The sequence below is a fragment of the Pseudomonas sp. S35 genome (assembly GCF_009866765.1).
Taxonomy (GTDB): domain Bacteria; phylum Pseudomonadota; class Gammaproteobacteria; order Pseudomonadales; family Pseudomonadaceae; genus Aquipseudomonas.
Window position 1 is genome coordinate 5,681,518 of sequence record NZ_CP019431.1, and the last position, 21,393, is coordinate 5,702,910.

Sequence of the window (21,393 nt, forward strand, 5' to 3'; positions counted from 1 at the left end):
CACATCAACCCCGCCTATGGCGGGGCGCTTTATGCCCGATGGGAACACCATTGAGATCGGGCTTCTTCCTACCAAACTGAACTATACAAAGGATGGGCAGATCCAGGAATTAAGAACGGCTTACTCAAACAAAGCGTTGATTGATGAAAGGTCACAGTCCTGCGTCGATGAGTAAATCTGACGGTTTGCAGTGCAAAGCAGTCGCGATCCGAAGGATATTCAAAAAGGTAACGTTCCTCTCCCCTCGCTCTATTTTCCCCATGTGAGAACGGTCGATCCCGGCAGCATCCGCCAAGGCTTCTTGCGACAGCGTTTGCCCGAGTCTTCGTGCGCGTACCGCCGCACCAAGCTGTACTAGGTCGCCGTCTTTATCGTGAGTCGCAGAGATTCTTGCCATGGCGAAAATCGTCGCGCTATGATGCTTTCACGACCACGGCATTTACGACCCTTTTTTTGAAATTTCTGTGACGTAGAGCAGAGCTAGCAGCGGGCATTCTTACCCCCAATATAGAGAATCTGAAAATATGTCTCTTTCAACAGTAAATGGATTAAACGAATCTCAAATAGAAACCTTTCTAAAAGCGAAAAAGTCTTTTGAGGTTATCGGTTTAAGGGGGCAATTCACCAAGAGCGTAGTAATTATCGAAAAGAAGATAGAAAGCCTAGATCTAAAGTGCCGAGTAAAAGTCGATCTGAAAGGTGCTTTAGCTCAAGGCGGTATATTGGGCACTGTTATTGGAGCTGCTTCTCTCCCCATCGGCGTCGCTTTAGCCGCCGCCGCTACCGTTGTCAGCACTGGTCATACTCTAGCCACCTACAACCCCGACTATGAAATCATAAAAGACTACGTCAACAAAAAACTAAAAATTATCTATAAAAAATAAGATCCGACAATATTAATTAGCGCAACAGCGCATACTTGAGAGCTTAATAAATTGAAAATAAAGTCAGCCATACTAAAAGTAACCATTTGCCTTGCGCTCACACTCTCCATAAACGCTCAAGCCGAAGTTGACTACGGGTACATGTATCCGCCCATGCTGCCAAATGAACAAACTATGAACGACCTGCCGTATGCCATTCCCTGCGCGGAGGCGAAAAATCAGTATGGGGCGAAATTTTACCGTTGCACTTGGTATAGCATTCCAAGAAACATCACTCAGTGGAATGCACAACAACAGCGTAACGTTACCTTCAGCAACCACATTAGCGGCAAATGTGTGCGAGGCACTTGCCGTGCATCTAATGGCTCGGGCATCTATGGCATGTACGGTCAGGACCTAAGCTTTAGCCTTTCAATTTACTATTACATCTATGAAAGCGAGGATGGTTATCCGATAGCGTACCGCATGGACGGCGGACCAAATAAAAAGGGGAAAGAGGTTACTTACTCTCAAGCTCGCGCAACACTTCAGGACTTTTTGCTTGACCACGGTGTTAGCAATGCGAGCGTAAAAGACTCTATTGCTGCCTACTCGCTGGATGCGAATGAAACGAGTGGCTCAGTCGATAGCGAACCACAGGTCGAAAAGACCCCCATGACAAAACCCACCAAAACAATCGAAGTAAAGGCAGCCTGGTGCAACCCACGGGCGGACGATGACTGCACCATTAATGGTAAGAAAGTTCCCAAGGCGGAGCTCAAGCAGTACCTACCAACGGTCTATGAACTGGAAGTACTCAATGCCGGTGGGCACTGCGAATATCCGATTTGTTATGATAAAAATGATAAACCGGCCGGAATCAACTGACACCACGGCACGGAAGTTCCGTGCCTTGGTTTTTTACTTAAGTCGGACTTAAGGGCCGGAACATATATTAAATCCGGCATACAGCATCAACTCACACAGAAACCAGACACCAACTATTCAGTAAGAGCAGCCAATGCTCGCCTACGCTGAAGATAATCTAATTTAGGCAAATGCCCTTTAGGCACTGCCAGCATGCATTTATCATAGGGCAGAAGCTGATCACGTAGCGCGCCGTCGCTTCCAACTTTTTCCCAATCGATAGAAATAGTAAAGTCGTCCAAAACCATTAAGTATCCTTTCTCGAAAGCTCGGTCCACGAGAAGCGAAAGACAGATACCATTAGACGGATCCAATCGAATACTTTGATCGACACTCCATGGAACAATATGCGAAGCCACAAGAAAATCTTTATTCTCGATTCCAGTTACAGCGCATTTAAATCCATAGTTAGTTTTTACTGCTTCTGCAAACGCCCGCTGAGCACTACCCCTGGTTTTAACAGTGGCGTGAGAATCAGCAACTTCATAATTTTCTTGTTTTATCTGACCTCTAAACTCTTCAACCTCTTCAGCAGAAACCTCTAGAGTCTCAGCCGCCGCGTCGCCTTGCGGGACCATCGGAAATCGTGTCTCTAGCATCTCGAGAAAAGCACTAGCGGACGCCGCCAGCGTTTCATCAAGCGGCGATAGCTGTAACCATGCGTCATGATTAAGATCAGGATCGAAAAACAATCCATAGCCAGGATTTCTGAGGTACGCAGCCAATGCACTAGCAGTCGCAGCATCAAGGGTTTCGATCAAAGAAAGCGGGCTTTCCATTGCAATGAGCCGTGCAAAAATATCGCTAACTTCTGCATTCGGTGCCACGCCACCGCTTGTGATTGTCGACCACTGAAGCGCTGAGCTTTGCGACGTTTTTGCAGCTAACCTCTGAATACTCTGCGGAACAAGCTGCATGTCAGCCCAAGCATAACTTGTGCTCGGATTATCCAGATAAGCACGTAATTGCAACGTGCCTGGATCATCCTGCAATTTAACTGCTATTAAGTACGGCTGACCCGCTCCACGACTCGCGAGTAATGCAAACTCATTCTCGGCATCGGCTATATCAACGTGGGACGGATCGCCAGGTATCGTCTCGGCAGTAGCATCGCTTGTCGCGACGGCCATCTTCCAAACCTGGGGAGCGCCAATACTTGTTTCCCACTTGAGGTGTGGACGATCCGCAGAACGCAGGACGAGCGCACCTGTAGCAGTCCCTGTTGGCCACTTGTACGTCAGCGCCGCCGAACCGTTCTCGTTTGTCTCTGGAAAGAATCGCTTTACGGCAGCAATAAACTCATCCCTTCTCGACAGCTGAATATAGTCTTTCGTATATGTCTTGTTCGCCGCATCACTGCGGCCAAGGCGCCCATACGTTGCGCGATGCGCCGAGGGCCCGTAATAAATCACAAGCACCCATTCCACTGGCAAAGCAGACATTCAACCTCTCCCGATGATGATCGCCTCCGGCGACCGATGTGCCTCAACCTCACGCCGACTCTGTGCTGCCAGCGAGCGGTGGGTTGTGAATTTTATAATTTCAGTGTCGGGGAATAGCTCGTGTACTGATTCAGTATCGCGATTAGACATAATCCATTTCACCCCTCTCCGAGAGAGGTCGGCGCAAATATCTGCAAGCTCAATAAGGTCAACCGCCTCAAAGGTTTTTGCAGTGTATTTGTTAAATTTTGCAGTCGGCTCTTTTTCAGTGTCCGGCTGAGAAAAAATGGGCAAATATGGGGGGTCAAGATAGACAAAATCACCATCTGAGGCTGTCTTCAGCACCTCTCGGAAGTCGGCAGCAACGATATCTGCCCGAGACAACACCTTCCCTATCGTCGCCATAGTAGCGTCGTCAAAGCCTTTGAAGCGACGGTCGCCCCAAGGTGCATTCATCGCCCCTGTACGAGAATTCTCACGCCATAGGTGGTTCCAAGACACACCGTTTAGGTAAAAGAACCTTGCAGCCCTTTCGATGAGGGAAGTTGGAGCAGCCGAGCGAACCTCGTAGTAGAATTCCTTGGAGTCATTCTCCATATACCAATCGAGGAGCGGACGCAACGCAGGCTGATGGTCTCGCATTGCAACCCAAGCCGCTACGAGGTGTTCATTGAGGTCTGCTAGATAGGAGCGACCGGAAACGCGCCCAGCACAAGCCAGGAAGACCGCTCCTCCACCGAGAAATGGCTCGTAGTAATTTTGAATAGTGTCAGGCACGTGCGGAAGAATGCGAGAAAGCAATCGCGATTTGCCACCTACCCACCTGACGAAAGGCTTGATGGGTGGGTGGGTGGAGCTGACAAAAGGTAGTTCTACCTGATCCAGTTTTGAAGCACAGTTGTCCATTTGATCTCTTTCTTTTCGCCGTTAAATCGGCTAGAGGTATTTTAACAGGATGTATGACGTAGGTAACGCATCACCGTCTGATACGTCTCAACTCTGGAGCTTTTATGTCTGAAATTCAGCTTGTTTGGCCGAACAAAGACTTGGCACTGCGCGCCTCAGGCGGGAGTAGCTACGAGTGGGTGCAGCCCACAGATCCTCGACTCAGTGAACCTTTTGACGTTCAGGCCCTCACGAACCATCCGATAGACTCTCAGACGAACGTACTAGCCATTGGCGACGGCCTCGATGTTCTGGAGGCACTGCGCCAACGGACATCAGTCCTCGACGGAGGCATCCGGCTCGTCTACATAGACCCGCCTTTCAACACGCAGGTGGATTTTCGACAGTACCGCGACACCATGAATAGGTCGATGTGGCTTAGCATGATGCGCGACCGACTCATTGCAATTCGCCCACTGCTTGCCAACGACGCGAGTATTTGGGTGCATCTGGATGACAGCGAAGTGCATCGTGCCCGAGCAGTGATGGACGAAGTCTTTGGCGAGACTGCATTCGTGACATCTGTTATATGGCAGAAGAAGACTACGCGGGACTCGCGGGCAGCGTTTTCCTCCAATCACGACACCATTCTTGTGTACGCCCCGAGCGGGCCGAAGAAATGGAAAACCACTAGAAATCTGCTCGTAAAGGACAACGCCCATCTCCTTAATAAGGATGACGACCCGCGAGGTCCATGGGGAGATGCTCCGTTTACAGCTCCCGGTTTTAGGAGCGCCCAGCAATACGAAATCATTGCGCCATCTGGACGAGCCCTACGTCCGCCACGAGGCCGCTCATGGTACGCCACAGAGCCCACTTACCGAGACCTGATAGCAGACGATCGGATTTGGTTCCCTAAAGGCGGTGACGGATCACCACGGCTCAAGCTTTTTGCAAGTCAGTTGCGCGGCCTTGTCCCATTCACAGTTTGGGGGACATCAGATACCGGCACAAATGACGATGCTAAGCGCCATCTTCTATCAATGTTCCCTGACAAAGAGGTATTCGACACGCCCAAGCCTGAACTGCTGCTCGAACGCATCATTCATATTGCCTCTAACCCAGGGGAGCTGGTGGTGGACATTTTCGGAGGCAGCGGGACGACGGCAGCTGTTGCTCACAAAATGGGGCGGCGATGGGTAGTCGCGGAGCGCAATGCCCAAACGGTCTTAGACTTCATGGTTCCTCGACTAACGCACGTAGTTAACGGGACAGATCCAGGAGGGGTAACTGACACGACCTCTTGGAGCGGCGGCGGGAGCTTTGAGATGATCCACGTTGCGCCACGGTTCGGCAGATTAAAAGGAATTGAGAGGCCCGAATATGTAAAGCCATGGCTGGACAATCTACTCCCACCCCATATGCTTTCGACTGCGTCTTGAGTAAGCGTCCCCCGATGCCTGAAAGCACATAGCGCCAGGCTTAGGACCAAGAACAAGCCCGACCACAAGGGCAATCAGTAGTAAGGTCGCATGTCTCGCGGAAGTCGAATGGGGGGGATAAATGCGGGGACAGCTATAACAAACCCCGCTAACGACCAGTAAAATATGGCATAAACCTACCAATAACTCCGGCCACAAGCCGAGCGAACGTAAGGTTTAAATGGCGAGAGCAGGATGGAATACAGACGCACCACTGGCGCTTAAAAGGATAGCTGCTTTGATCGGGCCCCCTCGGATCAGGTGGAATCTCATAGGCCCGCCTGATCACACTTCAGAGCCTTGCAAATGGACCTTGTATTCCAAAGAGTATTCCAGTAAAAAATTAAAACGAAATAAGTTCATAAAAAACAACAGCTTATGCATTTAGTTCAGATTACCCCGGCCCTCAACGAACATGGATGGGACCCGGAGCTGATTGAAGTTGAAGTCGCACTCGCCCACGTCGACAAAGACGAAGTCAGAAGCGCGTACAACCGAGCTGACTACATTGAGCGAAGACGCCCAATGATGACTTGGTAGAGCGAGTACATTCAAAAAGCCGCCACCGGCAACTTGTCGGTGACGGCAATCCAGGGAGAGAGAAGCGAGGAGGTCTTCCCGATACGTTGATCGGTAACAGCTCCAATTGGCAACGTAATTAAGCCTTAGATGGCTTGGAGGTCTCGCAACGCTTCGGGGTGCTGGCTGGCAACTCGCAGCAGAGTCTGTGCCGCACCGGCAGGTCGCCGACGACCCTGCTCCCAATCCTGCAACGTACGCAGGCTGACTCCCAGCAGCTCTGCAAATGCACTTTGAGATACACCGACTTTAGCCCTGGCCTCAGCCGCAGCCGAAAGCGTCACCTCGGTTGTGCGTGCCGCCTTGCCAGCTTTCATTTGGCGTACCGAAGCCAACAAGTCTTTCTTAAAGTTCTCCATTTCATGATCCATTACTGATCTCCTCTTTCAATTGATTCAGGAAGGCGGTCGGCAGGTTGTCGAACTTCGCCTTGGCGTAGGCAATCAACAACCAGATGTGTCCTTCAGAAAGCGCGTTGTAGTAGATAACCCGCGTACCACCACGCTTACCCATCCCACCACGAGACCAGCGCACCTTACGCAACCCACCGCAACCCACCGCAACCAGGAATCACATCGCCTGCCAACGGGTTCGCAGCTAACCATGTGATGAATTCCTGGCGCTCGTCATCACGCCATATCGATTCAGCGTAATGCTTGAAAATTTCGGTTTCGATGATCGTATACATTGCCAAAAACATACGGCAAGGCCGTATAGGCATGCAAGGTGCGCTGGTCGGATGCTCCCACATTTATCATCCCGGCCCCTCCGATGGCGACTACGGCGACAGCGGCGACAACCCACGAATTCACTACCCTGGCGCATGGCGACAAAGCGGCGACAGTCGCCACCATCTGCACCGCCCATAAGCTTTTAAGGCCCAGCCCATGCGCGCTCGCTTCCAATTAGGCGCGCAGTCACGCCCAACGTGATCGAAGCCAACTTATCCACAATGCAAATGCGGCAGCCCACGGCCGTCTCTTTCTCCTGGAAAGAGACGGGCGCCGAAAACACTGCCGCAGCCCTTGCCAGGCAACACATTGCAGCGTTTGTCCCTGTGACAATCGGCGTGACAAACCCCGATGTCACCCGCAGCAGCAATGCAGGTGATGGTGCCGCAGCCCACGGAATGGACTGCACCTGACTGACAGTCAGGCACGCCCCGGTCATCGCATCACTGCCTGCAACAGACTCTGGATCTCGCGGCGCTGGTCTCGTCAGCCAACGCAGCCTCCACCCGCCCACCGTTATCGGTGCTCTCAGGAGGCCAGATCATGAGATGCCCAAGCTCCCGGTCGTAAAGAGCCGCCCGTCCCGCGTAAGTGGACAACCCTCACAGGCTGCAGGGGCCTTGATCCCTGATAACACTCAACAACCGTCGCGGGGAGAGTGAGGGAGAAATTCGAAGCACCAGGAGAATGACGATTCAAATGTGCGAAGTGTTCGACCTGCCACAGCAGCTGCTGGAATACCGGCCCGAGCCGCTTACGTACCAAAACGGTACCGGAGGTAGCCTCATGAATGGCAGTATGCCGCCCTCTTACAAAAATTCGCTTAAAGGCACCACAGGTCAACGACGCTTGCCCGTACCGTAGCTACCTGGCAGTGCCCTGCGGCTTGTTATTGTGTCCCATTCGCTAGTTGCCGATGGCGTCATGCTTCTAGAACCGTCGTCCTCCTCGTCAATGTTTCTGAGAACGGTGTCGTAATTGCGCTGGAGGATAGAAAAGTTTTCGATCTCCTTCGCTACCTGCGCTTCTAGTTCCGCGATCCGGTTTTCGCTCACTCCAAGGGCAAGCTCTAGAGCTTCGACCCTTTCGACCTGCTGCTCAGCTAGCAGCTTATGTTTCTTTAGGGCGCGATTGCGCTTACCCAGTTTCTCCAATGCACTACTCAGCTCATATTTTGACGAGGCCTTTTGCTCTTCTAAAAGCTCGCTGCTGACCACGCTGGTTTTTTCGTGCTGCTTGAGCAATTTTTTAAAGTCGGCGAATGTGAACTCTACAAAGTCGGTGGACTTGTCTGCGCCAGGTAGCATGATCGTCGTGAGATTTGTAAATCGCACTGACTCAAGAAACCGGAATTTTTTTTGAGTGAGCAGCCCACCACCTTTAGCATCAGATCGACTGGTCCGAGCAACAGTTTTGCCAATAGCTTTGCGAGACATACCACTGCCACCTCGTTAAATTGATAGCTCTGATCATATCGCGAGGAAGGCGCGAGACACAGTGCTGAGCGCCTAGTCAGTCAGGTGATACCGGCCGCCGTCACCTCAATCAGTCGCCACCTTATGCATCGCGCTTCCCTAAGGTCACAGGCATGCCTGTCCGCGCCGGGCGTCCACAAACAGGTCATAAGCATATGAATTTATAGTTGGTCATTCATTCATAATTTGCTGCTAGTTTCATACAAGGAAGTCACATGTTCACAGCAGCATTGATTTACATACTGGCGGTGATAAGTCCCGGGCCGAACTTCATCATTGTCAGCCGTTTTTCTTCATTAGGCTCGGTCACTACTGGCCTGGGTGCAACCTTGGGGATCTGCACCGTAGGCGTGTTTTTTTCGAGCATTTCCTTGCTGGGCCTGGCGGCGCTGTTGCATCAGTACCCGGCCTTTTCCAGGGTTGCCACCCTGTGCGGTTCGGCGTACCTGCTGTACATCGCCTACGGCATCATCAAAAGCGTGCTGGCAAAAAACACTGGTACGGCCGAAAGCGCCCTACCTGGCGTCACCAGCTTTGCCAAGGCGTATCGCGTCGGGGTCATCACCAACATCAGCAACATGAAGACCATCGCTTTCATGATCAGCATCTACGCCGGTTTTCTTGCTTCGCCACGTACCGACCTCGATAAGGTACTGGTGGTGGTGGTGTGCTCCACCCTGGAAGTCATCTGGTATTCCCTTGTCTCGCTGCTGTTTGGCCAAGGCCCCATCAAGGCGCTGTTTCTCAAATACACCCGCCAGATCGATGTGGGCTTGGCTGTGTTTCTGGTGGCGTTCTCCCTCAATAACGCGATTCCCGTGTTGGTTGCCAGTCGATGAGGCCCGGGCGTGCCGTGTCAGCCCCACCGCAGGTGGTGGCTTTTCATGAGCGCTCGTGTTCAGGCCTGTACTGGCGCCCTCAGAAATCCCACCGCGTCGTCACCATCATGTTCCGCGGGTCGCCGTAATAGGCCGAGTCATAGAAGCCGATATTGGTGAAGTATTTCTTATCGAACAGGTTGTTGACGTTCAGCGTGGCCGACAGGTTCTGGGTGAGTTGATAGCGAGCCATCACGTCCACCAACCAGTAAGGGTCCTGGGTGAATTTTTCCGAGCGGCCACCACCGGGATAGCCCCAGTTACGTACCGTTTGCCAGCCCGCGCTCTGCCAGCGGGCACCGCCGCCCACGGTGAGTTTGTCCAGGCTGCCCTGGAATTTGTAGCTGGTGTAGAAGCTGAGCTGATCTTCCGGCTCCCAGGTCGCGATCTTATCGCGTTCGGCATTGCGCGCGATTTTGTGGGTGTAGCCAGCCTGCAGTTGCCAGCCGGGGGTGAGTTCACCGGAGATTTCTGCTTCGTAGCCTTTGGTCTTGCTCTCGGTGCCCATGTAGGAGTAATCCACGGCCGGCTGGGAGTTCCAGACGGTGTCGGCGATCGGGCGGTTGGTCTCGTGCACCTCAAAGTAAGCGAGGCTGGCGTTCAGGCGGCCCTCGTAGAATTCACCCTTGAGGCCGAACTCGTAGTTCTTGCCTTCGTCCGGCTCCAGCATGGTGTTGGTTCTATCGCGGTATTGCGTCTGTGGCTTGAAGATTTCGGTGTAGCTGGCATAAGCGGTGAAGTTGTCATTGAGGTCATAGGTGACGCCGGCGTACGGCACGACCTTGCCGCTCTCCTCGGTGTCGCTGCTGCCGGTGACCTGATAGTTGGCAATGCGGGTGCCAAGCAACAGATGCAGCTCGTCAGTCAGGCTCAAACGCCCAGTGACATAGGTGCCGGTCTGGCGGGTGATTTCATCGCTGAACCGGGAAGCCTTGCCCCAGCTCGGCTCGATGGCCTCGCCGTGCCAATTGTAAAAGTCATAGGAATTGGCGAAGTAGACCGGGTTGCGGTAGTCCTTGCCCTTCCAGCGGGACGTGGACACGGACTGGCCAATCACCAATTCGTGCTCACGCCCGAACAGTTCAAATGGCCCCGACGCATACACGTCCAGGCTGTCGCTGGTGGTGTCGCCGGTGTATTTGGCCGCATAGATCGAACTGGCCGTGGCGGAATCCTGGGAGATGTAGCCCAGTGGTGCATCGTAACCGTTGACCTGATGGTTGTACTGGCCCTTGGTGACCCAGCCGTTGTCGAAGCTGTGTTCCAGGGTGGCGAATACGGTGTGGCTGTATTGCTGCCACGAGCCCCATTTAGGGCCGTTGTTGAATGAGCGCGGCAAGTCCAGTTTGTTGCCGGTGGCATCGAAGATCGTGCGCGTGCCGGTCCAGCTGGAGCCTTTGGGATCACTGTCCTGGTAGTCAGCACCCAGGGTCAGCAGGGTGTCCGGGGTCAGGTCGACCTCGAGGATGCCGTAGAGCACGCTGGTTTTGCGCGAGTAATGGTCGAGGAACGACTTCTTGTCCTGATACGCCGCCACCGCGCGGCCACGCACGTTGCCGGTTTCGGTCAAGGGGCCGCTCACATCCACTTGGGAGCGGTAGTTGTCCCAAGAGCCCGCGCCCAATTCGATGCTGCTCTTGAACTCGGAGGTTGGCTTCTTGCGGATCAAGTTGACTGTACCGCCCGGCCCCCCGACGCCGGTGAGCAGGCCGGTGGCGCCCTTGAGCACTTCGACACGGTCGTAGATCGCCATGTCGGTCATGGTCTGGCCTGCCGAATACTGGGCATCGCGCAGGGTGGGAATACCGTCGTACTGGAAGTTCTCGATCGAGAAACCGCGAGAATAGTAGTTGGTACGCTCGGTGTCGTAGGTCGATACGGTGATGCCCGGCGTGTGGCGCATCACGTCGTCAATGGATTTGAGACCGAAGTCATCCATCACCTGGCGCGTGACCACCGAGATCGATTGCGGTGTTTCCCGTGGTTTCAACACCAGCCGCGTGGCCGTGGCGATGGTGCCTGGCGTGTACGAACCAGTGCCTTCCGTGACGGTGCCCAGTTGGTTGGCGCTGACCTGCGTCGCCTGCAACTCGACTTTGCCCTCCTGGGATACCGGCTTGGCGATGACGCGATAACCGCCCTGCTCAGGCTCCGCCTGCAAGCCCGCTGGGCTCAGCAGGCGCTCAAGGCCTTCGTCCACGGAGAAGCGGCCTTTCAAGCCGGTGCTCTGGATACCGGCAGCCAGCGCGGAATCGATACCGATCATCACGCCCGCTTGCTGACCGAAGGCGCCCAACACCCGGTCCAGGCTGCCGGGCGAAATGTCATACGCCTGACGCTGGGCGTGTTCGCTGGCGGGCGCCAGAGCGGCGGCTATAGCGCTGTGGCTGGCGGTTGCCACCGATAAACCGAAGAGAACGGTGCACAAAGCGCTGGCGGGCTTCGTTATGCGGGTGAACATAAAGACGGTCCTGTCGAGAAGGGTTGGGTGGGCGCTTTTTTCAGCGTCTTACCTGTCTTGATGCTCCAAACGAAAAAACCTGCCACTCGGTGACGAATATTTTTCGGTATCAGGCCGGCACGACCGTGGCCAGGTAGCCGAAGACCCGTTGCACGCGCACGGGCAGTACTTTGGCCAACAGATCGAGACTGGCTTCGGGCTGATCAAGCGAGAACGAACCCGACACCTGCAAGCCGGCGACGGCAGGGTCACAGCGCAGCACGCCACGCCGGTAGCGGTCGAGCTGCTCGAGCACTTCACCCAGCGGCATGCGCTCGGCGATCAGCAGGCCTTGGGTCCAGGCGTCGGCGGTTGACGGCAGCGCTGCGGGCTGCGCGCTCTGCAGGCTGTTGAAGGTCAATTGCTGGCCGGTACCGAGCCGCAGGCCCGTGCCATGCAGCGGTTCGATCGACGCGCTGCCCGAGAGCAGTTGCACACCGGTGCCGAGTTGCCGGGGCAGGTCGTGGCTGATGATCAAGCGCGACTGCGCCGCCGGCCGCACCCAGCCATTGGCGGTCTTGATCGACAGGCTGCTGTCAGTGCCGGTGGCCAGTAACAGCCGGCCCAGGTTCAGCGCCAGCCGAGCACCGTGAACATCCACAGCGGTGCGGGTATCCAGTTGCACCTCTGCGGCATTGGCCAGGCGCACATGGCGCCGCTCCCCCGTGGCGGTGTGGTAATCGCTGAATAACTCCGGCAACAACACCCGTTCACGCACGCTCAAGCCCAGCGCGGTGGCCACACTCAGGCCGGCGAAGCCCTTGAGCAAGGTGCGTCGCGACGGCGCACTGCGGGCGCGCAACAATTGCCGCGCGTTGGGCGCCGACAGCGCGTGGGTGTTCAGGCCCATTTCACGACTGAGCCCGGCCAAGCGCTGCCAGGCCAGTTCATGCTGGGGGTTTTCGTTGCGCCACTGCTGGCAGGCCTGCTGCTCAGCGGCGCCGCTGGTGCCCGATTGCAAGGTGACCATCCAGTTCAACGCCTGGTCCAACACACACGCGTCCAGTGGCTGATCGTTGCCGACCTTGAAGCGACTCATGCGGCGTACACCGCCAAGTAGCAATGACGATAGGCTTTGAGCATGGCCTTCTGCACCACGTTAACGCTCACGTGCATGCGTTCTGCGATCTGTGGATAAGTCAGGCCATCGAGTTGCGACAACAGGAAAATCTCCCGCACCTTGCTGCCCAGCCCGTCCAGCACCTGGCCGACCGCGTCCAGTGCTTCAAGCACCAGCAAGCGGGATTCCGGCGACGGCATGTGCTCGGGTTCCAGGATCGCCAGCGACTGCTCATACGCCCGCTCCAACGCCTGGCGCCGGAAATACTGCCCGCATAAACGGCTGGCGACAGTGGTGAGGTACGCGCGAGGCTCGCGGAAGACGGGTACGGTGCCGCTGCTCAGGATGCGCAGGAACGTGTCCTGTGCCAGATCAACCGCCTGCTCCTGCCCACCTAGCTTGCGCCGCAGCAACTGCACCACCCAACTGTGATGCTGGGCATAGAGTTCACCCACCATCTGATGAGTTGTCGAGGATGAAGCCATGGGTGCGATATCCGACGGGAGACTGAATTAGGTCGCACATGGTAATACTTCTCATTAGAGACAGGTTAGACGTTTCTTTTCTTCGCCCTGCCCTGCCCTTTTTATGGCGGATCGAGGTCTCTTAACATTCCCTCATCCGTTCACGAAATATTAAGAATCGCCTACCTATACTCGCCAATCGTCCGAGTCGTTCTTCAGAGCGGCCTCCTGCCTTGGTAGCAAGACCTCATGACACGTCCCGCTTCTGTGCTGCTCCTGCTCGCTGGTTTGTTGTTCTTCTTCGCCCTGGGTAACCACGAACTGCAAGGCTCTACCGAAGCCCGCGTCGCCGGGATCGCCATGGCCATGCACCTGGACAATAACTGGGTGGTGCCGCAGTTGTTTCGCGAGCCTTTCCTGGAAAAACCGCCCTTGAGCCTGTGGCTGGATGCCGGCGCCATTCGTTTGTTTGGCGCTACGACCTGGGCCGTGCGCCTGGCCTCGGCGGTTGCTGGGCTTTTGAGCGTGATGCTGTTCTACGGGATGTTGTGCACGTTCGGGCGCCCGAAAACACTGGCGTTCTGCGCAGCGCTGATCCTGGCGACAATGGCCAGTTACTGGAGCAATGTGCGCGGCGTGGGTGAGGATTCACTGCTGAGCCTGGGCGTGACCACCGCACTGCTGGCGTTTTACCAAGCCGTGCGACCCGAGCGTGAGGGTTCCAGCGCGTGGGCATGGGCGCTGTTCAGCGTCGGCATGGTGATCGCCACCCTGAGCAAAGGCGTATTGGGGCTGGCATTGCCCGGCATCGTGATTTTTGCGTACCTGGCCAGCACCAGCCTGATGGACAAGCGCCTGCGGATCGGCGACTGGCTCAAACCGGCGTTGTTCACCTTGCTGGCATTGGTGCCGCTGATGATCTGGCTGGTTTTCCTGTTCCAGCGCGGCGGCATGCAAGCGGTGGGCGAAGTGTTGTGGACCAACAGCGTTGGACGGTTCAGCGGCTCGTTCGTCGAGGCCGGGCATTACGAGCCGTTCTACTATTACATCGCGAAGCTGCCGGAGGCGTTCCTGCCCTGGAATATCCTGGTGTACCTGGGCCTGTGGCACTTTCGAAAAAGCCTGGTGCGCAACCGCTACCTCCTGTTTTTCAGTGTATGGCTGCTGGCGCAGTTCACCCTGCTGACCCTGGCGTCCAGCAAGCGCACCGTTTACTTGATGGCACTCACACCCGCCGCCGCCGTGCTCGCTGCAGAGTATGCGGGGGTGCTGTTGGCGTGGCTCAAGGCGCGCAAACCGGGGCTGTACCGCTACCACCGGGGCGTGATCATCGGCGCGTTCAGCCTGGCAATGGCCAGTTACCTGACGGCCGCGCTCTGGTTCGCACCCAAGGCAGACAAGCGCGAGTCCTTCGTGCCGGTGATCAGTCAGGCCAGGGGGTTTCAAACCGAAGGCAAGGAGGTGGTGATGTTCCAGCCCAATGAACGCATCGCCGGGGCGAGCGTGTTCTATCTGCAGGCCTACTTGCCGATCCTGCAAACCGAAGCTCAGTTACACGGTTTTCTCACGGCCAAACCCGGCAACGTTGCGTTGCTGGACAACACCCGCGCACTGAGCGGGACGTTCACCGTGGTCAAGGAGATGAAGATCGGCCGCCAGCCCTACTACTTCATCGAGCAGTAAGGCCAGCGCACGCAGGGCATCAGTGTTTGGTGAGCTTGTCCAGGTAGCCCATCGCAAAGGCCGAGACCACGAAGGTCATGTGGATGATCACGTACCACATCAGGTGCTGGGGATCGACGTTCTTGGCGTCCATGAAGATGCGCAGCAAGTGGATCGAGGAAATCGCCACGATGGACGCCGCCACTTTCATCTTCAGCGACGAAGAGTCCATCGTGCCCAGCCAGTTGAGCTTTTCCTTGTTTTCATCGATATCCAGCTGCGACACGAAGTTCTCGTAGCCGGAAATCATCACCATCACCAGCAAGCCACCGACCAGCGCCATGTCGATCAACGACAGCAGCAGCAGGATCACTTCCGCTTCCAGCATGGAGAAAATGTTGGGAATCACGTGAATGATTTCCTGGAAGAACTTCAGCGCCAGGATCAGCAAGCCCAGGGACAGCCCCAGGTAGATCGGCGCCAGCAGCCAGCGTGAAGCGTACATCGTGTTTTCGATAAAGCGTTCCATTGGATCTCACACAGCTTGGCCAGAAATGGCGGCGAGTATACCAGCCGCTACAAGACACCTGTAAGCGCGAGAAAACTGACCCAGGCGGCATCTGTAAGAGAATTTTTCTGCTAGTGTCGAGCCCATCAACTCGGCTCGATGACGTCGGACAGGAAAACTCAGATGATGGATGTGCGATCTCCTTTGGCCAGCATCGGCCTGTGCGCAGCATTGCTGCTGGCCGGCGGCTGCTCCCCCAGCGATGAGCAGAAGCAGACCACCCTCGAAGAGAAAACCGACCAGTTCGAACATTCCCTCGACAGCATCCAAGACCCCAAACTGCGCGACGCCATCGCCGACCTTGGCGGTTCGCTGCTGTTGCTGGAACGCGCACGGGGCAAACTCGCCAGCAAGCCTATCGAAGCCGAGTATGGCGAAGACAACCTGGCCCTGCTCAAACACTACCCCACGCCCCAGGCGCTGGTAGACACCTATATCAATGGCTTGTTCGTACTGCGCAAGACCTCACATTCGGACTACCTAACGGATTTGCAGCCGGTCTTTGCGTTCAGTTTCAACCTGCCCGACTCATTCCCCTTCCCCCATGGCCTGGAATGGCAGTCAGTCACCTTGAGCAATAACAAAGTCATCCCCTTCCAACCGGAATGGTCGGAAACCGACCCTGGCATCCAATTGAGTCCCAGCAGTTCTAACCTGACCAACCCAGATGACCTGACGGTAACCTACCCCTTCATCGACGGCATCGAGACAGAGAACAAGAGCCAGCCGCAGCCCGTCAGCCTCAAGGGCACCGTCGAAGTGGTGGCGCCTGGACAAGTGCTGACGTTCGACCTGTCGAAAAAAGACGTGGGCCACAAGCGCACCGAGGGCGCGATCACCGTCAACCTGCTGCTTCTGGAAAAAAACTACGCAGAGATCGAACTGACCAACAGCGCGCCGCTGGCCCCGGAGGTCGGCGACGAGTCCCCCAACCCGCTGCTGGTGCAGGCGCGCGACAGCAGCGGGCAATTTCTCACACGCTCAGGCTCAATCAACGAAAGCGCCGCGCAGGTGGCGTTCTACGAGAAGCAACTGGCCGAGATGCAAAAGCAGAAGGCCTGGTCGGATGCATTTGAAAAACAACTGACCGATGAGCAAAAAGCTTTCGAACATAAACAGAACAGTCATTACGCCAAGGTCTACTTCAATGGCCTGATCGATAACCTGCAGGTCAACGTGCTGGACTTTTCCAAGGCTACGGTCACTCGCAAAGACATCGACCTGCCGGTCCTGCGCTTCGACAAGAACAGCCTGGAACAAACCGTCCAGGCCCTGCCCATGCCGGTCACCGTGTATGACGACGGTGCCGCCAGCTGGCTCAAGGACGCCACACTGACCGAGGAGCAACTGAAAAACAGCGTCACCATCAGCCAGTCTGTCGACGACGCCAGTGCCGCGCATATCGCATTCGATCACCCGTTTACCTTCAATGACGACCTGGTGGGCGCCGAGCGCAACAGCAGCGAATCACCCGTGACGTTCTTTACCGCCGACGACAAGGGCGAACGCGGTGAGCCGATCGAGTTGCCAACCGAAGCCTACGAGCTGAACCCCGCACGCGGCACCCTCACCTACGACCTCAACCTATTCCCGGAAAACCCGGCCTTTGTGGTGGGCTCAATCCCGCTGTTCCTGGCGACTATCGAGAAGGGCGAGATTGAAGTGGCCAAGCTGCCCAAGGGCTTGTCGCTCAAGAGCAACGCACTGATCGTCGATCAAAAAGAATTCCCCGCCGACAGCTGGCGTTTCTACGCCAAGGACGCCAGCGGCCAGTACCTCAAGGAAATCCTGGGGGTCAGCCACCGCGCCGAGGAATACGGCACCGCGATGTTTGACGTGCATTATTTCTATGGGCAGCCAACGGTCCTGGAAAGCTACCAGCGCACCGACCTGAGCACCGTGCAATACGGCTTCGAGGTCAAACTGGACAAACCCGAAAGCAAATGACCGCTGCTACAGGGCAAGCGGCTCAGGGTTGCCATTGAGCTGTCGCAGATGGGCCTGCATGTGCAGGCACCAGATCTGCGGATCGCCCGCCACCTCATAACCGTGCAGGGTCAGGCTGTCCACGATGGATTCCAGAATGGTTTGCGCCGCAAAGGGGCCATGAAACGGTCCCTGGGACTTGATGGTGGAAGGCTGTTCACCGGACATTCCGGCGGCAAACAGCAAGGTCCACATCCCGTTATCCCCCGCGAGAGGGCGAATGGAGCATTCGATACGGGTGACCAGGCCAAAGCACTGGCGGGTAAGGCAAAGGTTGCGCGGCATGGCGGCGACCCTCGGTAGATCGGTGTTCAGCCCGGCCTGGGGCGAGGCTGTTTCTATCCAGCGACTCCTGTGGATATCCCTAGAGCAGAGAATAGAAGAAAAACCCGACAAACCAAGGTTGTAGAGACCAACGGTGGTGGGTGCCTATGGTTGAGTCAGTTTATTGGCAACGTCACCAAATCGGTGGCGCGCAATCGCTGTGATAGGCAATCCCCTGTGATAGGCGATCGCTGTGGTGAGCGGGATTGCCCCGCGCCGGGCCGCGAAGCGGCCCCCAAAACCTTCACCGCGATTGATTCTGGCACTCTGCGGTGACCTTATTGGGGCTGCTGCGCAGCCCAGCGCGGGGCAAGCCCGCTCACCACAAGAGCCCGCTCATCAGAAGGGTGGCCCTTCACACAGACCCGTCAGCTCACAGGTTTGGCTTCAGCCAACGCCTGCTGCGCCAACTCCTTCTCTGCCTCCTTCAAGTCTTCCTCGCTGATCATCTCGGCAATCGCGCGCAAACGCTCGACCACCCGCGCATTGACGGTCCCTTCCGGAAATTGCCCTTCGGCATCCGGCTCACCCGCGTCTTCGCCCACCAACAGGCTCAACGCTTCATCCGCCTGGCGCACTGCATAGATGTGGAACTGCCCGGCGCGTACGGCCTGCAACACCTTCTCATCAAGCATCAACGTGGCGACGTTGGCCTGGGGAATGATCGCGCCTTGCTCGCCGGTCAACCCGCGCGCTTCGCACAGACGGAAGAAACCTTCGATCTTCTCGTTGACCCCGCCCACCGCCTGCACTTCACCAAACTGGTTGATCGAGCCGGTAATCGCAAAACACTGCTTGAGCGGGGTTTTCGACAGGGCCGAGATCAAGGTGCACGCCTCACCCAGGGACGCACTGTCGCCGTCCACATAACCGTAGGACTGCTCCAGCGCGATACTCGCCGAAATCGCCAGCGGGAATTCCTGGGCGTACCGGCTGCCCAGGTAACCCGTGAGGATCATCACGCCTTTGGAGTGAATCGGCTGACCGAGGTTGACCTCGCGCTCAATGTCGACAATGCCACTGCCGCCCGGATACACCGTCGCGGAAATCCGCGCAGGCACACCGAACGCCGAATCGCCAACCTCGAGTACCGTCAAGCCATTGCACTTGCCCACGGCGGCGCCGGCGGTGTCGATCAGGATCACGCCAGCAAGCATGTCGTCGAGAATTCGTGCCGACACCCGCCCGGTCCGCGTTGCCTTGGCTTTGAGCGCACGCTCGATATGGCCGGCATCGGTCATTTCATCGCCCGCCAGGTGACGGATAAAGTCAGCCTCACTCACCAGTTGGAACAGATCACCAATACGCGCCGACAGCCGCCCCTGGTGCTCGGCCAGCCGCGCGCTGTAGGTCGCCAACCGCGCCACTGCGTCGGACGTCAGCGGCGCCATGCCTTCTTCCGAGGTGCGGGTTTTGAGCAACTGGGCAAATTGCTCCAGGCTCTCGTCTACCATCGGGATGTCTTCGTCGAAATCCACCAGCACCCGGAACATCTCCTGGAAGTCCGGATCGGCGTCCTGCAGCGCGTAATACAACTGGCGCGAGCCAATGATGATGACCTTGACCTGCAACGGGATCATTTGCGGGTTGAGGGTCACGGTGGCCAGGCGACCCAGCTCGCCCAAAGGCGACTCCATCTTCAGCTTGCGCGACTGCAAGGAACGCTTGAGTGCGTCCCACACGAACGGCTCGCTGAGCATTTTTTCGGCTTCGAGAATCAGGAACCCGCCATTGGCACGGTGCAAGGCGCCCGGGCGCAACTGGCGATAAGTGGTGTAGAGCGCGCCCTGGTCGGTGCTGTATTCGATACGGCCGAACAGGTTGTCGTAGGTCGGGTGCGGTTCAAACACCACCGGTGCGCCGCCATTGATCGAATGGCCCACCACCAGGCTTGGGCAGTATTGCTCCTCAAGCAGCTTGCGCGCTTGGGCGTCGGTCTTGGCGTCGTCCACCAGTTGCTCAACCACGGTTTTAAGCAAGTACACCTGCATGGCTTGCAGGTAGCCGCAAACCGCGGCGTTTTCCGCGTACTTTTCCGACAAAGGCGCCAGCAACGGTTGAAGGGCCAGGGTGATGGTCTCTTCGTTGAACTGGCGCAGCTGGTTGTTGGACTCGCGCTTCCACTGCGGCAGGCTGGCCAGTTCCTCGTTGAGGCGCTCTTCGAGCTCGGAAATGTCGGTGTGGAAGCGCTCCCGATCCACTTCCGGCAGCTGCGAGAACTCAGCCTCGTCCAGCGCCTTGCCGTCGAGCATCGGTGTGAACGCGATGTTGGAACTGTCACGGTACAGCGCCACGTCTTTTTCCAGGGCCAGACGCTCGATGACATCCAGAGCCTTGTCGTAACGCTGGTTGAAGGCGCGGTCGATGGCGCTCTTGCGCTGCTGATAAGTCGGGTGCTCAAAGACCGCCGGGAAAGTGGCCACCAGGTTGTCGACCAAGCCATTGATATCGGCAATGAACGCCACCGCCGAACCGCCGGGCAATTCCAGGGCACGGGGTTCGCGCGGCTCATCAAAATTATTGACGTAGACCCAATCCGCCGGGGTCTGCAGGCGCTTGCCTTCGGCCTTCAGGTAGCGTTTGACGAACGAAAAGCGGCCGGTACCCGGCTCGCCCATGACAAACACGTTGTAACCGGGGCGTGGCATGGCCACACCGAACTGCAACGCTTCAACCGCGCGTTCCTGGCCAAGCACACCGCGAAAGGGCTCCAAATCATTGGTGGTCGAGAAGCTGAACTGTTCAGCGGAGAAAGGGCGAGTCAGCGCTTCGGGCGCTAGACGCAAGCTGGCAGCAACAGGATCAGGCATCGGGCTTCCTTACATCAGGCGGGGCAGATGACGGCATTCTGGCTCCCCCTTGCGCGCTCTGGCAAGGCGAGCCGTTGGGAAAGCATAGACTTCGAACCGCTGCGACAAAAAATCGCGACATCACTGATTGTTTTATAAAAACACACGGAACCCTTGGAACGTGCCTAAACTCCAAACTGCGCGGGTTGGACTAATAACTGGCCCCTAGGGCGCTACGAAGCGCCTGAACCCTTGTCCATTGGTTTGCACACAAAGAGAACAAAGCTATGAAACGGATCCTTCTCGGTACTCTCTTCACCGTCGTCTCCCTCAATGCAATGGCAGAAGCACCAGGTGGCCCGAACTGCGGTTGGGGCAACATGTTGTTCGAAGGCCAGCGCGGTACTCCGGCTCACTTCCTGGCTTCCACTACCAACGGCACCTCCGGTAACGCCACCTTCGGCATGACCTCGGGCACCAACGGTTGCAGCACCAACAGCGCGCTGACCTACGGCGGCAAGTCCTGGATTGCCATGAATGGCATGATGAACGAGCTGTCCGAAGACATGGCCAAGGGTAATGGCGAAGCACTGACCACCTACGCCGTGGTACTGGGTGTTGCGCCAGAAGATCGCGAGCACTTCGCGGCCGTGGCTCACGAACACTTCCAGCAAATCTTCAGCAAGGCGGACGTAACCGCTGAAGACGTGCACAACAACACCCTGGCTGTACTGAAAGGCGATGCCCGTCTGGCGAAATACGCTACCCAGGCTTAAGCT

The 21,393-nt window shown here is 56.5% G+C and carries 18 protein-coding genes and 2 pseudogenes; 8 read left to right on the forward strand and 12 right to left on the reverse strand.

Translation table 11 applies throughout. From position 1 onward, the window contains the following. Positions 1–151: 151 nt before the first annotated feature. Positions 152–397 carry a helix-turn-helix transcriptional regulator gene (locus PspS35_RS25595; RefSeq protein ID WP_159937299.1) on the reverse strand — a complete coding sequence of 82 codons (246 nt, stop codon included), beginning with the start codon at positions 395–397 and terminating at the stop codon, positions 152–154. Positions 398–524: 127 nt separating this feature from the next. On the opposite strand from PspS35_RS25595, the gene PspS35_RS25600 reads away from it, so the two are divergent. Together PspS35_RS25600 and PspS35_RS25605 are read left to right on the forward strand one after the other, a co-directional pair. Then, positions 525–884 (forward strand): hypothetical protein, encoded by a 360-nt coding sequence (locus PspS35_RS25600; RefSeq protein ID WP_065942786.1) that lies wholly within the window; start codon positions 525–527, stop codon positions 882–884. Between the two features lie 174 nt (positions 885–1,058). After that, the gene (locus tag PspS35_RS25605; protein ID WP_238785935.1) at positions 1,059–1,751 is read left to right on the forward strand and encodes a hypothetical protein; all 693 of its coding nucleotides are present in this window, start codon (positions 1,059–1,061) and stop codon (positions 1,749–1,751) included. Between the two features lie 113 nt (positions 1,752–1,864). Here PspS35_RS25605 and PspS35_RS25610 read toward each other — a convergent pair whose 3' ends face one another. After that, positions 1,865–3,232 (reverse strand): HNH endonuclease, encoded by a 1,368-nt coding sequence (locus PspS35_RS25610; RefSeq protein ID WP_159937301.1) that lies wholly within the window; start codon positions 3,230–3,232, stop codon positions 1,865–1,867. Then, positions 3,233–4,138, reverse strand: a complete 906-nt coding sequence (locus PspS35_RS25615; protein WP_065947678.1) for a DNA adenine methylase — start codon at positions 4,136–4,138, stop codon at positions 3,233–3,235. 104 nt (positions 4,139–4,242) lie between these two features. Between PspS35_RS25615 and PspS35_RS25620 the strand changes: the two genes are divergently transcribed. Beyond that, a complete protein-coding gene (locus PspS35_RS25620; protein WP_065947677.1) occupies positions 4,243–5,559 on the forward strand; it encodes a site-specific DNA-methyltransferase in 1,317 nt (438 codons plus the stop codon). A 444-nt stretch (positions 5,560–6,003) separates the two neighbouring features. Further along, positions 6,004–6,135, forward strand: a pseudogene (locus PspS35_RS30470) (integrase); the annotation flags it as partial. A 128-nt stretch (positions 6,136–6,263) separates the two neighbouring features. Here PspS35_RS30470 and PspS35_RS25630 read toward each other — a convergent pair. From PspS35_RS25630 to PspS35_RS25640, 3 genes and pseudogenes are all read right to left on the reverse strand, one after another. Then, entirely contained in the window at positions 6,264–6,548 is a 285-nt protein-coding gene (locus PspS35_RS25630) for a helix-turn-helix domain-containing protein (protein WP_174244840.1), read from the reverse strand. After that, positions 6,538–6,865 (reverse strand): annotated as a pseudogene (locus tag PspS35_RS30620) (transcriptional regulator). Before PspS35_RS30620 ends, PspS35_RS25630 begins: the two are co-directional and overlap by 11 nt. An 882-nt stretch (positions 6,866–7,747) precedes the next feature. Then, positions 7,748–8,344: a hypothetical protein gene (locus tag PspS35_RS25640; protein WP_159937302.1), complete on the reverse strand. Its 597-nt coding sequence runs from the start codon at positions 8,342–8,344 to the stop codon at positions 7,748–7,750. A gap of 254 nt (positions 8,345–8,598) precedes the next feature. On the opposite strand from PspS35_RS25640, the gene PspS35_RS25645 reads away from it, so the two are divergent. Beyond that, a complete protein-coding gene (locus PspS35_RS25645) occupies positions 8,599–9,222 on the forward strand; it encodes a LysE family translocator (RefSeq protein WP_159937303.1) in 624 nt (207 codons plus the stop codon). Between the two features lie 79 nt (positions 9,223–9,301). Here PspS35_RS25645 and PspS35_RS25650 read toward each other — a convergent pair whose 3' ends face one another. From PspS35_RS25650 to PspS35_RS25660, 3 genes are all read right to left on the reverse strand, one after another. Continuing rightward, on the reverse strand, positions 9,302–11,722 hold the full coding sequence (locus tag PspS35_RS25650) for a TonB-dependent siderophore receptor (RefSeq protein ID WP_159937304.1): 2,421 nt from the start codon (positions 11,720–11,722) through the stop codon (positions 9,302–9,304). Between the two features lie 109 nt (positions 11,723–11,831). After that, entirely contained in the window at positions 11,832–12,800 is a 969-nt protein-coding gene (locus PspS35_RS25655; protein ID WP_159937305.1) for a DUF4880 domain-containing protein, read from the reverse strand. Next, a complete protein-coding gene (locus PspS35_RS25660; protein WP_159937306.1) occupies positions 12,797–13,306 on the reverse strand; it encodes a sigma-70 family RNA polymerase sigma factor in 510 nt (169 codons plus the stop codon). Before PspS35_RS25660 ends, PspS35_RS25655 begins: the two co-directional genes overlap by 4 nt. A gap of 228 nt (positions 13,307–13,534) precedes the next feature. On the opposite strand from PspS35_RS25660, the gene PspS35_RS25665 reads away from it, so the two are divergent. Further along, positions 13,535–14,968: a glycosyltransferase family 39 protein gene (locus PspS35_RS25665; protein ID WP_159937307.1), complete on the forward strand. Its 1,434-nt coding sequence runs from the start codon at positions 13,535–13,537 to the stop codon at positions 14,966–14,968. 19 nt (positions 14,969–14,987) lie between these two features. Here the strand turns inward: PspS35_RS25665 and PspS35_RS25670 are convergent, their stop codons facing one another. Continuing rightward, a complete protein-coding gene (locus PspS35_RS25670; RefSeq protein ID WP_057012796.1) occupies positions 14,988–15,476 on the reverse strand; it encodes a TIGR00645 family protein in 489 nt (162 codons plus the stop codon). Positions 15,477–15,638: 162 nt separating this feature from the next. Here PspS35_RS25670 and PspS35_RS25675 point away from each other — a divergent pair, with 162 nt between their 5' ends. Next, on the forward strand, positions 15,639–17,462 hold the full coding sequence (locus tag PspS35_RS25675) for a hypothetical protein (protein ID WP_159937308.1): 1,824 nt from the start codon (positions 15,639–15,641) through the stop codon (positions 17,460–17,462). 6 nt (positions 17,463–17,468) lie between these two features. Here the strand turns inward: PspS35_RS25675 and PspS35_RS25680 are convergent, their stop codons facing one another. After that, positions 17,469–17,786, reverse strand: coding sequence for a hypothetical protein (locus PspS35_RS25680; protein ID WP_159937309.1), 318 nt, complete (start codon positions 17,784–17,786; stop codon positions 17,469–17,471). 407 nt (positions 17,787–18,193) lie between these two features. Beyond that, on the reverse strand, positions 18,194–20,635 hold the full coding sequence (locus tag PspS35_RS25685) for an ATP-binding protein (protein ID WP_159937310.1): 2,442 nt from the start codon (positions 20,633–20,635) through the stop codon (positions 18,194–18,196). A 266-nt stretch (positions 20,636–20,901) separates the two neighbouring features. Between PspS35_RS25685 and PspS35_RS25690 the strand changes: the two genes are divergently transcribed. After that, on the forward strand, positions 20,902–21,390 hold the full coding sequence (locus PspS35_RS25690; RefSeq protein ID WP_027605327.1) for a DUF3015 domain-containing protein: 489 nt from the start codon (positions 20,902–20,904) through the stop codon (positions 21,388–21,390). Positions 21,391–21,393: the final 3 nt, after the last annotated feature.

What these genes read in the sequence shown, in the direction of transcription:
- PspS35_RS25615 (WP_065947678.1), bottom strand. Translation starts at nt 4,138, where the DNA reads ATGGACAACTGTGCTTCAAAACTGGATCAGGTAGAACTACCTTTTGTC.
- PspS35_RS25660 (WP_159937306.1), bottom strand. Translation starts at nt 13,306, where the DNA reads ATGGCTTCATCCTCGACAACTCATCAGATGGTGGGTGAACTCTATGCC.
- PspS35_RS25645 (WP_159937303.1), top strand. Translation starts at nt 8,599, where the DNA reads ATGTTCACAGCAGCATTGATTTACATACTGGCGGTGATAAGTCCCGGG.
- PspS35_RS25665 (WP_159937307.1), top strand. Translation starts at nt 13,535, where the DNA reads ATGACACGTCCCGCTTCTGTGCTGCTCCTGCTCGCTGGTTTGTTGTTC.
- PspS35_RS25670 (WP_057012796.1), bottom strand. Translation starts at nt 15,476, where the DNA reads ATGGAACGCTTTATCGAAAACACGATGTACGCTTCACGCTGGCTGCTG.
- PspS35_RS25640 (WP_159937302.1), bottom strand. Translation starts at nt 8,344, where the DNA reads ATGTCTCGCAAAGCTATTGGCAAAACTGTTGCTCGGACCAGTCGATCT.
- PspS35_RS25655 (WP_159937305.1), bottom strand. Translation starts at nt 12,800, where the DNA reads ATGAGTCGCTTCAAGGTCGGCAACGATCAGCCACTGGACGCGTGTGTG.
- PspS35_RS25675 (WP_159937308.1), top strand. Translation starts at nt 15,639, where the DNA reads ATGATGGATGTGCGATCTCCTTTGGCCAGCATCGGCCTGTGCGCAGCA.
- PspS35_RS25605 (WP_238785935.1), top strand. Translation starts at nt 1,059, where the DNA reads ATGAACGACCTGCCGTATGCCATTCCCTGCGCGGAGGCGAAAAATCAG.
- PspS35_RS25620 (WP_065947677.1), top strand. Translation starts at nt 4,243, where the DNA reads ATGTCTGAAATTCAGCTTGTTTGGCCGAACAAAGACTTGGCACTGCGC.
- PspS35_RS25690 (WP_027605327.1), top strand. Translation starts at nt 20,902, where the DNA reads ATGAAACGGATCCTTCTCGGTACTCTCTTCACCGTCGTCTCCCTCAAT.
- PspS35_RS25685 (WP_159937310.1), bottom strand. Translation starts at nt 20,635, where the DNA reads ATGCCTGATCCTGTTGCTGCCAGCTTGCGTCTAGCGCCCGAAGCGCTG.
- PspS35_RS25595 (WP_159937299.1), bottom strand. Translation starts at nt 397, where the DNA reads ATGGCAAGAATCTCTGCGACTCACGATAAAGACGGCGACCTAGTACAG.
- PspS35_RS25630 (WP_174244840.1), bottom strand. Translation starts at nt 6,548, where the DNA reads ATGGATCATGAAATGGAGAACTTTAAGAAAGACTTGTTGGCTTCGGTA.
- PspS35_RS25650 (WP_159937304.1), bottom strand. Translation starts at nt 11,722, where the DNA reads ATGTTCACCCGCATAACGAAGCCCGCCAGCGCTTTGTGCACCGTTCTC.
- PspS35_RS25680 (WP_159937309.1), bottom strand. Translation starts at nt 17,786, where the DNA reads ATGCCGCGCAACCTTTGCCTTACCCGCCAGTGCTTTGGCCTGGTCACC.
- PspS35_RS25600 (WP_065942786.1), top strand. Translation starts at nt 525, where the DNA reads ATGTCTCTTTCAACAGTAAATGGATTAAACGAATCTCAAATAGAAACC.
- PspS35_RS25610 (WP_159937301.1), bottom strand. Translation starts at nt 3,232, where the DNA reads ATGTCTGCTTTGCCAGTGGAATGGGTGCTTGTGATTTATTACGGGCCC.